Below are 12,158 nucleotides of genomic sequence, written 5' to 3'. Positions count from 1 at the left end.
AAAGCGATGAATGCAAGTACCTAGAAGGAGTGGACGTTAAACGGTGTTGGTATGTGGTCTGATCCGCACGAAAACAACCGAGGAAGAGAATAACGATTCGTCTCCCGAGCCAATGGACAGATTCTCGAATTTGACCAATAAAACAAGAACTGCAATGGCGCCAGCCTAGAAGACTCTATGCTAATCCACCCTCTCTTGCGAGTACATCAGTCGGGCCAAATTCCAGGGAGGTATCTATACAATTCGATCTAGTGAAGACAGAGAAGATGAGGATAGTTTCGATGCACTACAACAATGTAAAGATCTAAACGGAGAATTTCCTGCAGTATTGGAATCCGTCGTAGTATCGAGAGATCTTAAGAAACCAAGGTAGAACTGGTTAAATCGACACGACAGCGGCAGGGCAAACGCACACGAACTCGTTGACAGGCCATTGAATTCCGCAGGGATGTCGACGATCTAGCTTGCGATTATTGTTCGCATTGCGATGCTTTCCTTGCCTTTTCCGCTGTTTGATCAGGCAGATCGCTAGAAGTTTGGGTTATGCAAGTTTTCCGCCGCGAAGTCTGTTCCGCTGGATGCGTCGAGACGCACCCTACAGAAACTCATCCCTACAGGCTGAACTTCAGAAGCAATCTCACTTCGACGCAGTCCTCACTTCAATCAAAAGCTCATTCAGCCCATCGGCCGCCGTGGCAGTCTCTGGCAATTTGCTCTCGGCATAAGCGGTCTCCAACTTTGCTACCAGGCGCTCGTACTCGCGGTGGTGGAATGCCACGTCGGCCGCTTCGAGCATGCCTTTCTCTGGGCCCACAAGCTTCCTTTCGATTAGCTCTGGCAGTTGCGGCAGGCGGAATGTTTCGTTCAGGCGCACGAGGTTCGCTTCGACTTCGCCCGTCCGCATCAGATGGATCCCGGTTAGCAATACGCGATAGACGTACAGCAGCGGTTTGACGCGCGGCGGCTCTTCCTTCGCGAACAACTTCCACTGCGTCGTCGCGAACCCGAGGTAATGGTGCGCATGATGCTTCGTCACGCAGTCCACCGCCAGTTCTCGCAAGCGGGCATGCTCCGGCGAAGTCAGCACAACCAGAGGCGAAAGAACTTGCTCCAGCACGTACCCGTTCTTCTTCAGCATCAGCCCGCAGAACTTCTTCACATCGTGCGTTACCAGGTCGAGCTCCAGCCCATCGTAAAAGCCAGTCTTCTCAACCGTCTCGCGACCGGTCTTCAAACCAACCACTTCCGGCAGAGGCAGCACATGCACACCTCGCAGATCGAAGTCCGAATCAGGCGATGGAAAGCCATATAGATGCGCCCCGCTGATCGTAGCGAACAACAGCGGGTAAGGATGCTGGTCAACGTGTTGTTGCAGACGTGGATCGTAGTTCATGGGATGGTTTATTTTTCTCGTTGGAAGTTATCAGTATTCAGCGAGAGTTGTTGATGAACGCTGAGAACTGCTTAACCGTTTCACCCTAACCCTCTTCCCGTAAGGGGCGAGGGGAACAGATGCGGTAGCTGGCGATATTGGGCTTCGACGATAATTCGGAGTTGAAAAGGGAATACGGAACACTTCACTCTTCTCATGAGCGAAACTCGTAGATGACTTGAATCGTTCCCACGATCTGATCGTTGAACGTCTCCAACTCTTCCGCTGGTACCCACAACTCAAGCGACTCTGGGCCGCCAACGTTTTGCACAGGGAATTGCTGGACATAGTCCGCATCGATGTCGAATTGCAGCACATAGCCGACGAAGCCTGAGTTGGGGTCCTTCGTGTTCCACTGCTTGGCAATAAAGATCGCGTACTCTTCGGTGAGCACCGGGTAGAAAATCGGTTGCCAATCGAGCCGCGGCGGAAAACGCCGCCAAGTACTAGCCGCGATCAAATCAAGCTCGGCTTGACCGACTGGGCGGTACAGCGTTTTCGTGTTCGTGGTGTTCATGTGTAAAACCCAAATCAATTCAGTGGGCGTAGCCCTGCTTCGCCCCCTGACCCCAGCCCTCTCCCCGCAGGGGCGAGGGGACCGGATGGGGTAGGAAACGCGTTCCGATTTCCATCTGCATCTCTGCACTGAGAACGGAATAAGGAAAATTTCAAGCTAACCACGTTTCTCTTCCATCAAACCGGCCGCCTCGCGCCGAGCCGTTACCAGGAAAGCATTCGCGGTTTCATAATCTGGTCGCTCCGGCAGGCGGGTGTTCCTGACTGCTTCGTTGAACTGCCGATGCAGTTCGGTCCGCAGCTTTTCGGTTTCTTTCCACGGAAGTTCCCCCCGCTTGATTGCCAGCAACTGATCGCGGTGCTCTTCGACGCGAACTTGGACTTCTCCTTCGCGCAGCACATGAATGCCCGACATCAGCAAGCGGATCAGGTGCATCACATGCTTCCACTTCACACGCCCCTGATTGCGAAGGTCGGCCTGCATCTTCTTGAACTGCGAAAAGACATACCCGTTGTACGTTTGGAAGACCAGCTTCGAGAGAAAGATCGATCGCATCGCGAGCAACTTCTCTGCCAGCGGCGTTGCCTTCTCCACTAAGGGTGAATAGAGACACTCCAGCACGTTTGGGTTCGCCTTGAGTGCCAGCACTAGAAACTTCTGCACTTCCCAGTACGCTTCCTGCGTTTGGTCGCACTCAATTTGCTCTGGCACACCTGCTAAGGACCAATGCCGCTCGGCGGGAGGGAGAAAGATGCCGCGTCGGTCGATATCGGATTGATCGTCTGCCAGGCCGTACGCTTGCGAACCAATAATGCACTGGTAGATGACGTGCTGGTACAGGTCACTGTTCTGCTCGAGCCCTCGACCAGCGCTCAGTTGTCCTTCTTTGAACAACGCCAGCTGCGAGATTTCACTCGGCTTCAGCGATTCTTCCACGCCGTCTAAGAAGCGAACGCGATAGTCGTGCGTCAGATCGACCGGCGACTTGACAATTACGCCCACCGCACCACGCGGGTGCAAAATTCGCCCACCTTGTCCGACAACATCGCGCAGGCTCACCACCTGGGTGCCGGGCGAATAGATCAAGTTGTCGTGATGATGAACGGTCATAACAGAAGACATACCTCAGTTGCGTGAATAATAGCCATGTAAATAGGTGGCGTTTACGCGACGCACGTTCGCGCATCCATGGCGAAAATGCATCCATGATGATCTATTCGACAATTGCGTTAACTTTGCGCATTCAAGCCGGTCAATTATTGCGTTGCGATGGAATCGTACCGCATAATTTTTGGTGGCTAGACACTTTATCGCACGCTTCTCATGCACTGCTCGCAACTTTCTAGCCCCAGACAAGGAATCTACGATGCGTCGAATTACCTTGGTAGCCGCTTTCCGATTCAGCGGACTTGTCCCTTTGGAGTAATCCTCTCCATTCGCCTCAGCGTTAACACCGGACAACCAATGAACGATCTCAACAACAACTACTTCTTCGACCCCAAGCGAGGATTCACCATGCGATACTTACTCGGTTTACTCGGCTGCCTGGTACTTTCCAGTACCACGTTTGCCCAAGCCATGCTTCCCGAACCTCCGGCTCCCTTCCAAGGCAAGATCGGCCTGACGTACAAAGACTCGGAAGCCGTCAAACCCGAGTTAAAGATCCCTGCCACGTTCGGCCTGAAAGATCCGCCGAACATTTTGATCGTTTTGATCGACGACTGCGGCTACGGCCAAATGGGAACCTTCGGGGGCGGCATCCCCACGCCCACCATGGACCGTATCGCCAAGAACGGTCTGCGATACACACGCTTTCATACCACGGCACTTTGCTCTCCCACGCGGGCCGCGCTGCTCACCGGACGCAATCATCATTCGGTCGCCAGTGGTGTGATCGGTGAAGCCGGAACAGGTTTCCCCGGCTACTCGGGCGTCATCCCATCTTCCGCCGGCACCTTCGCGGAAATCTTGCGTGAGTATGGCTACTCAAACGCCTGGTTCGGGAAAAATCATAACGTGCCAGACTGGGAGACCAGCCTGGTTGGTCCGTTCGATCGCTGGTCGGATGGACTTGGCTTCGACTACTTCTATGGCTTTGTCGGTGGCGACACCGATCAATACCATCCTGCCTTGGTCGAAGGCCGGAAGCGAATCGAACCCCCTGAAACCAACGAAGATGGCTCGCCGTATCACTTCACCACCGATATCGCCGACAAAGCGATTCGTATGATGCGGGCCTCGAAAGCGGTTGCTCCGCAGCGTCCGTTTTTGGTTTACTTCGCCACCGGGGCCACGCATGCCCCACACCAGGTCCCGCAAGAGTGGATCGATAAATTCGACGGCAAGTTCGATGGCGGCTGGGATAAGTATCGCGAAGAAACGTTCGCCCGCCAAAAGGAAATGGGCATCATCCCGGCCAATGCCAAGCTGACGCCTCGTCCCGAATCGCTACCTGCTTGGGATTCACTGCCGGAAGACCAGCGCAAGGTCTATGCCCGCATGATGGAAGTCTTCGCTGGGTTCACCGCCCATACCGACCACGAGGTCGGCCGCGTGATCGATGCGATTGACGAAATGGGCGAACTCGATAACACGATCGTCCTGTATATGGCCGGTGACAACGGTTCCAGTGCGGAAGGGGGCCTGGAAGGTCTGCTTAACGAAATGACCTTCTTCAATGCTGTGCCCGAGCCGTTAGAAATGAAGCTCGACGCGATTGATACGCTCGGTACCGACCAGCACTACAATCACTTCCCAGCCGCGTGGGCCCATGCCATGGATACGCCGTATCAGTGGACGAAGCAAATCGCCAGCCACTTCGGCGGCACACGCAACGGCATGGCTATCTCGTGGCCAAACGGCATCAAAGCACGTGGCGAGATCCGTGATCAATTCCACCATGTGATCGACATCGCCCCAACGCTGCTCGAGATCGTCGGCGTCGAAGCCCCGGTCGAGATCGACGGGATCGCTCAGAAACCGATCGAAGGGGTCAGCATGGTCTATACCTTCGACGATGCCGACGCAAAAGATCGCCGCACGACGCAGTACTTCGAGATGATGGGCAATCAAGGGATCTACCACGACGGCTGGATGGCCAGCGCGATGCGTGGCGCGCCGTGGCTCAGCGAAAACGAACCGATGGATCTGCTGAACATGCCCTGGGAACTTTACAACGTCGAGGAAGACTTCACGCAGACCAATAACCTGGCGGAGAAAGAACCTGAGAAGCTGAAGGAGATGGTTAAGCTCTTCTTCGCCGAAGCCGCCAAGTACAACGTGCTTCCCCTGGACGATCGTAAAACGGAACGACTCAACGTCGAAAATCGCCCCAGCTTGACCGAGGGACGCACCAAGTTCGTTTACCCGAATCTCTTACGTCTTCCGGAAGGCGCATCGCCCGATCTGAAGCACAAAAGCCACACCATCACCGCCGACGTCGAAATTCCTGAGTCTGGGGCTGAAGGGATGCTGTTCACGCAAGGGGGTCGCTTCGCCGGGTATGGCCTGTTCGTGAAAGATGGCAAGCTGGTCTATCACTACAACCTGGTTGGCGTCGATCGCTACACCATCGAATCGACCCAGCGTCTTTCCCCTGGCAAAGCGAAGCTGAAAGCGGTTTACGAGACCGACTCCGACAAACCCTTCGCCGGGGCGGATGTCACCTTGTTCGTCAACGATCAAGAGGTCGGCAAAGGCCGCGTCGAGAAAAGCATTCCCAATCGTGTCACCTTGGACGAAACCTTGGACATCGGCTTCGATACCGGCACACCGGTCATGGAAGGGTATGACATGCCGTTCGACTTCACCGGCAAACTGAAAACCGTGACGATCGAACTGAAGTAACTTCTGTAACTTAGCGTTTCACGAACATTTCCCGCAGTCATGACGACCTCCTTGAGAAGAAAGGTAATTCTGTGAAAACCCTCCACAGAACCGCAGTAGCCACGATGCTGGCCTGTTTCACGCTCCTAAGCGGAGCGTTCACGCCAGCAACTTGTGCTGCCCAAGAGACGAAATCGAAACCGAACATCCTCATCATCTGGGGTGACGATGTCGGCATGTGGAACATCAGTGCCTACCATCGCGGCATGATGGGTGGCTCGACTCCCAATATCGATCGCTTGGCCAAAGAAGGCATGATCTTCATGGATCACTACGCCCAGGCCTCGTGCACGGCAGGCCGCGCGGCGTTCATCCTCGGTCAGTACCCGATCCGCACTGGGTTAAGCACCGTCGGCCTTCCTGGCGCCAAGGAAGGGATTCAAGCTTCCGATCCGACCCTTGCGCAAATGCTCAAGCCGCTTGGCTATGCGACCGGGCAGTTCGGCAAGAATCACCTTGGCGATCGCGACGAGCATCTTCCCACCAATCACGGATTCGACGAGTTCTTTGGCATTCTGTATCATCTCAACGCTGGCGAATACCCGGAACAGTACGATTACCCCAAGGATGAAGCGACTCAGGAAAAGCTCCACCTCAAGCAGCGGGGTGTGATCCATTCCAAGAAGCTCGCCGATGGATCGCAAGAGATTGAGGATCTCGGCGAATGGGGACGCGAACGCCAACGCAATCTTGATGAAGAAGTTCTGACCGAGTCGAAGCGATTCATCACCGACGCCGTCAAAGCAGACAAGCCATTCTTCGTCTGGCACAACACCACGCGGATGCACTACCGCACCAACCTCAACGACGAATACGACGGCAAGAGTGGCTACGGACTGTACGCCGACGGCATGATGGAAATGGACGACGACGTCGGCGCACTGCTCGACTTGATCGAAGAGCTGGGCGTGGCGGACAACACGATTGTGATGTTCTCCACCGACAACGGCGCCGCTTCCAACTCGTGGCCTGATGGCGGCAATCAGCCGTTCCACGGCGAAAAAGGGGCCGGTGCTTGGGAAGGAGGCTTCCGCGTCCCGATGCTTGTCCGTTGGCCCAGCAAGATCCCAGCCGGTGTTGCGACAGGCGAGTTCATGACGATGGAAGATTGGATGCCAACCCTCATGTCGTTCGTCGGCCAGAAGGATGTCAAAGAGCAACTCCTCAGCGGCACCGAGATCGGCGACACGACCTATAAGGTTCATCTCGATGGCTACGACCAGAGTGATCTGCTGTTAAACCAGGGACCATCCAAGCGAAAAGAGTTCTTCTATTTTACGGAAGACAAATTTCACGGGATGCGCCATGGCGATTGGAAACTACTGTTCATCGACCAGGAAAAATGGTTCCGCGCTCAACAGCCCGCACTTTCAACGCCGTTCGTCATCAACCTGAAACTCGATCCCTTTGAACGCTTCATCGAAGCCCGCGGGTATGACGAATGGGCCGAGAACCACAGTTGGATCCTCGGTCAGGCCGGCTCGAAGATTGGCGCTTTCGTGAAAACGTTCGAGCAATTCCCGCCGAGCCAGAAAAGCATGTCGCTGCAAGTCGATGCCGTCAGCAACATGATCAACTCCCGCGCGGTCGCCCGCTGATTCGCTTCCGCGTTGTTCAATCCAACCATCACGAGCACGCTTGGCCTTCCGGTCGAGCGTGCTTTTTTTATCGCTTTCTCCTGCCGCAGCATCCGCGAAAGATTTCGAAAACTTTTGCTCGCCAAGTTTACACGCGGCGCAGACAATCTTCTCTTGCACGTGACCAGCGAACCGCACGCGTCCCGGAGAACCGCCGATGAACCGTCTCGAATATCCCACCAGCGCCGCTACCGGCCACCTTCTTCCCAGCTTCCCGGCGACAGCCCTTCCGCCGGCGCTACGCCGTTACGTCGAGGGGGAATCGGCTGCCTCGCAAACACCGCTCGACTTGGCGGCGACCTGGGCCTTAGGCGTTTGTAGCGCGGCGATTCGCGGGAAGGTTCATATTGAGGCTCGGGCTGGTTTCTCGCAACCTGCCAATCTGTTTGTGGCTGCGATCACCTCCGGAACTGACCGCGAAGCGAGCCTCTTCACACGAATTCGCCGCCCGCTTGAAATGCTCGAAGTCGGCCGCATCAAGGCCGCCCGCAGGGTGCAAGCCGAAGAGGAGTCACGCCTCCGCCAGGCCCATCTACGCCTCAAACAGCTCGAACGTGAGTTCTCCCGGCCGCAAGCTTTTAAGTTAGCCCAAGAGATCGCCGATAACCCGCTTCCTCCCGTTCCGCGGACTATCTTGGACGATGGCACGACGGTCAAGCTCGACCAGGTTTTGGCCAACCAGCAAGGTCGCATTGCCCGCTTCTCCGGGGAAGTGGCCGCCCGGGAGCTGCTTTCCGGGACCACCGCGCGCACGCATCTCGCCCGTCACGAACTGTACCGCAAGGGATTCCGTGGCGAATCGATGATTGTCGACCTTCGCGGCGGCGCGCGCGTACCGCTACAGCAAACCGCCATCACGTGCACATGCGCTATTCCTTGGCGGGCAATCGAAGCGATTCACAAACGTCGCCATCAGGGCCGGGGAGTCGCCGATTGCTTTCTCTTCGCGATGCCCGAGAGTAACCTCGGCCACCGTCAGCTCGCGTCTGCGCCCCTCGCCGAAGAGATCACCGACCAATACGCGCAGCTATTGGAGAAGTTGGAAGCGATCGAAGGGCAGGCCACGTTACGTCTCACCGACGAAGCTCGTCAGCGGTTTGAAACATGGGAAGCAGAAGTCGAAATGATGCTGGCCCCCGACGGTCCACTCGCTGCGCTGCCCGCTTGGGGTGACAACCTCTCCGGCAACACCTTGCGAATCGCCGCTTTGCTCCACTGTTTGGAGAACTCGCCCGAAGCGCAAGTCACGCGCGGAACGATCGAAGCAGCCATATCGATTGCCCGCTATTACTTGTCTCACTCGATTGCCGCACTGGAGGTGATGCAATCGCCAGAGACACAAACGCAGGGGACTCCTCAGTCCCAGGCATCATCGACCGAGACCTCTCCCCAGGACACCCCGCCTCAGCCAGTTCCCCCTGCCACGATTTCGGACGCCCCGCCCGCGTTGCCGCAAGCATCGCCTTCTTCGCCACAGCGCCTCACGCCGCGAACCCCGCTTCCCGGACAGCAACTCGATTTCCCCGCAGCAAGTTCCGGTGCCGATCCACCGCGACCAGGGCGCCCGCCCCGCAAGTTCCGCGGGCATCCTATCGGTAGTGGTCGCAAGAAACGCTGACCAATCCGCATCTTCTCATTACGATCGATCTCGCTCAACAAGAAGCGAGGCCAGTGTTGGATTCATCCCCGCAACGAATCAGGCGGGGTAAGTATGTTGGTTTCAAATCCAAGGAAGACGCGCGTCCTTAACACGCGTCGATCGAGACGAACGCCAACACGACACTCTCCCCAATCAGGGGACCTCTAAGGGGTTAGCGACCACGATGTCGCCCGATTCGAATCTATTTCCCCCGACCGTGTGAAGACCGTATTACCCGCAGACAACCAGAGACCGAGACGCGTGTTTGCGGGTTGCCCCATATGAAATCGTGCCGTGACTGAAAACTTTAGTTGTGGGCAATTCCGTTCTAAATGGAATCGAGATCGAAAGTTGCGAACAACAATGCTCGGCAACGGCAATTTCTCTAACTTCCTGAAAAGCACCAAAGTGATTTCTGACCTAGAGTTGCAATGGCACTTTCGATAGGGCAGAAGCGTTGTCGCGTTGTCTAACAATCACAACGGAACAACGTTGCCAAAAAGACTCACGGTTCATTTTAGAACCAAACTCGTCATCCACCTGATCGTTCGTTGAAACTCGGCAGCCGTCTACGGTGATGGTTCACTTTTCAAACTCGAGGACACGCTGCTAAACGTGTCTCATCAAGCTTTTCCCTCGATAGCGATGAAGATCTTGCGACGCGAAGCCCATGACCTTGGTCACGCGGTTTCGCTTCGACCGTTACGGAAAGAAGGACGTTTTCTGATCGGTACCCTCTTATCAAAATTACGACCACTTACTGAGCGAACCCATCTATGAATCCATTCGTAATCCTCTCGATTTGTGTATTGGTAGTATCGACCGCTGTAGCACACGGTCCTATCGATTCGAGCCAGGCAACAGCAATTGCGATGCAAAGTGGTAACTGGTCGGAAGAGAGTACTTGGGACGGCGAGATTCCGGGTAGTGGCGACAAAGTGCTGATTCCCAAAGGGACCAGCGTAGTACTTAATTGCGATACGGACCGGCTTGATTGGCTGCAAATCGATGGTGTACTCGAAGTTGATTCATCCATCCCAACTTCGATCACCGCGCATACCATTGTGACGGGCATGGTATCGCGTTTAGAGATCGGCACGGAAAAAAGACCGGCCCACTGTACCATTACCTTTACTGACGGCGATTTCTACGCCGACGACTTTGCACAGCACGGACGCGGACTGATTGCGATGGGAATCGTTGAGATCCACGGCGTTCCCAAGACACACGCGAGCGAAAACGACGTTCCTCTCGACTGGGACCGTGATGATGACATCCTCGTCCTTGACCCTCACGCTGTGAACCTGACTCGTAGCGTCGTCTTCCGCAGTGAGTCGACAAAGCAACGCGGGCACGTGATGTTCATGAACCCTCGCGTTAACTGCCGTTACGCATCTTTCATCGATCTCGGCCGCACCGATAAGAGTCAGCCGGTGACCGACCCCGAAGCAGGCAACAATGAGAACCCTCGAGCACGATACGCGCTCCATTTCCACCGCACCGGCGCGCCTTCGCCAGCGGGAGGATCACGGTTTGACTCAACTGGCCGAGGACAGATTCTATCGGAGGTTGTTGGCTGTGTTGTCGATGGATCGCCTGGCTGGGGATTCGTTAATCATGTTGGCAACGTCGAGTTCCGAGAATGTGTTGCCATCAATGTATTCGGCGCCGGCTTCGCGACCGAAGAAGGAGACGAAGCAGGCGCCTTCATCAATTGCATCGCCGCCAATTGCGTAGGCTTGGCCAAAGATGGTAATCCAGACAACGTCAAGGGAATCGCGGAGATCGCAGACTGGGGCAAGGCCGGGGACGGATTCTGGTTACAGGCTCCGCTAGTCGAGACACTATTCTGCACGGCCTACAATTGCTCAGGATCTGGCTACAACATCTTTGACTTTGAATTCAACATCGGCGGTGGCCATGGTTCGATCGCAGAACATCTGAAATGGCCGATCACAATTGAACCGAGCCGCCTGCCGAAGCCTATCCTCTCCGATGTACCACTGAGAACGCGCTTCATTCCATGCCAGTTCTTTACGGCTAACCGTGCCTATGGTTGTAGTCAAGGCCTTCAGCGTTGGTCAGATCCGAATCCATGGGGAGCGAGGGCAATGATACGCGATTTTCGTGTCGAGGAATCATTCCGGTACGCCGTAAATCTTGAATACTCACACGGGAACACGCTGAACGATATCTCGGTTATCAACTGGAATGAAAGCAGAGCTACAGGGATCTTCGCGCGTGGTGGTGAGCTAACGCTGAATGGATTTTATGTACTTGGTCGCGGAAGCGGAGTTCGAGTTCCAACGTCTGGCGTGAACGTTATATCTGGTGGGCAGATTCGCAACTGCGCTTCTGCATTTACATTAACTGGTCCTGAAGGTGAGGCGATCACGATGATCGAAGATTGTCAGATTGACGTCTGTGGTATCGACGTAAAACTGACACCAAATATTAAGAAGCGTTACTTTCCGAACGAAGTCGTATTCTCCCTCGGCAAGCGACTATCTATTAATGCAAGACAAGTTGATGTGAACGGGGAAACGGGAGAAATGGAGCTTGGAACTGGGAGTTATGAAGCCACAAACGACCGCGGTTCCTATTACTTTTCTATCGAATAGAAACACATCTCGGGAAAGACGTCTAAGCGGTCAAAAAGATCGATTCGATAGAGCGCCTAAGGCGGTGCAACCTTATACATAGCCGCTCGCAGACACCAGAAGACTTCGTGGAAGCCTCAACTTCAAGTAGCTTCATGCTCGTCTGCTAGAGAAACATGTCCATCCAGCTAGCAATCGCACCGAAATCCGAATTTTTCCGCTCCAATCGCGCATGAAAAAACCCCGGAGATCCGAGGTTTGTGATTCCCGAGCCAAAAATGCCTGGGAATAGAGTGGGCGATATTGGATTCGAACCAACGACCCCTGCCGTGTGAAGACAGTGCTCTAACCAACTGAGCTAATCGCCCGATATGTAAGTTGTTCGGCTGAAAGGAGTTGCTGCTTTAGCGGAAGATGGATACTAGCAGCGGTTTGTGTACCTTTCGTG

7 protein-coding genes and 1 tRNA gene are annotated in these 12,158 nt (G+C 55.0%); 4 read left to right on the top strand and 4 right to left on the bottom strand.

All coding sequences use genetic code 11. The annotated features are described in order from the left end of the window. Positions 1-637 precede the first annotated feature (637 nt). From C5Y83_RS04360 to C5Y83_RS04350, 3 genes are all read right to left on the bottom strand, one after another. Positions 638-1,393: a DNA polymerase beta superfamily protein gene (locus tag C5Y83_RS04360; protein ID WP_105328442.1), complete on the bottom strand. Its 756-nt coding sequence runs from the start codon at positions 1,391-1,393 to the stop codon at positions 638-640. 193 nt (positions 1,394-1,586) lie between these two features. Beyond that, on the bottom strand, positions 1,587-1,949 hold the full coding sequence (locus C5Y83_RS04355) for a hypothetical protein (protein WP_105328441.1): 363 nt from the start codon (positions 1,947-1,949) through the stop codon (positions 1,587-1,589). A 156-nt stretch (positions 1,950-2,105) separates the two neighbouring features. Beyond that, entirely contained in the window at positions 2,106-3,071 is a 966-nt protein-coding gene (locus C5Y83_RS04350; RefSeq protein ID WP_233207096.1) for a DNA polymerase beta superfamily protein, read from the bottom strand. Positions 3,072-3,413: 342 nt separating this feature from the next. Here C5Y83_RS04350 and C5Y83_RS04345 point away from each other — a divergent pair, with 342 nt between their 5' ends. From C5Y83_RS04345 to C5Y83_RS04330, 4 genes are all read left to right on the top strand, one after another. After that, on the top strand, positions 3,414-5,795 hold the full coding sequence (locus C5Y83_RS04345) for an arylsulfatase (RefSeq protein ID WP_199194984.1): 2,382 nt from the start codon (positions 3,414-3,416) through the stop codon (positions 5,793-5,795). A gap of 71 nt (positions 5,796-5,866) precedes the next feature. Then, complete coding sequence (locus C5Y83_RS04340) at positions 5,867-7,432, top strand: arylsulfatase (RefSeq protein WP_233207094.1); 1,566 nt, start codon at positions 5,867-5,869, stop codon at positions 7,430-7,432. A gap of 196 nt (positions 7,433-7,628) precedes the next feature. Then, positions 7,629-9,089 (top strand): DUF3987 domain-containing protein, encoded by a 1,461-nt coding sequence (locus tag C5Y83_RS04335; protein ID WP_105328438.1) that lies wholly within the window; start codon positions 7,629-7,631, stop codon positions 9,087-9,089. A gap of 797 nt (positions 9,090-9,886) precedes the next feature. Then, positions 9,887-11,731, top strand: coding sequence for a G8 domain-containing protein (locus C5Y83_RS04330; protein WP_105328437.1), 1,845 nt, complete (start codon positions 9,887-9,889; stop codon positions 11,729-11,731). A gap of 273 nt (positions 11,732-12,004) precedes the next feature. On the opposite strand, the gene C5Y83_RS04325 is transcribed toward C5Y83_RS04330, so the two are convergent. Then, positions 12,005-12,078, bottom strand: a tRNA-Val gene (locus C5Y83_RS04325). Between the last annotated feature and the right edge of the window lie 80 nt (positions 12,079-12,158).

The organism is Blastopirellula marina (genome assembly GCF_002967765.1).
Classification (GTDB): domain Bacteria; phylum Planctomycetota; class Planctomycetia; order Pirellulales; family Pirellulaceae; genus Bremerella; species Bremerella marina_A.
Note: the sequence above shows the minus strand (reverse complement) of the source record. Positions and strands in the feature narration are given on the sequence as shown.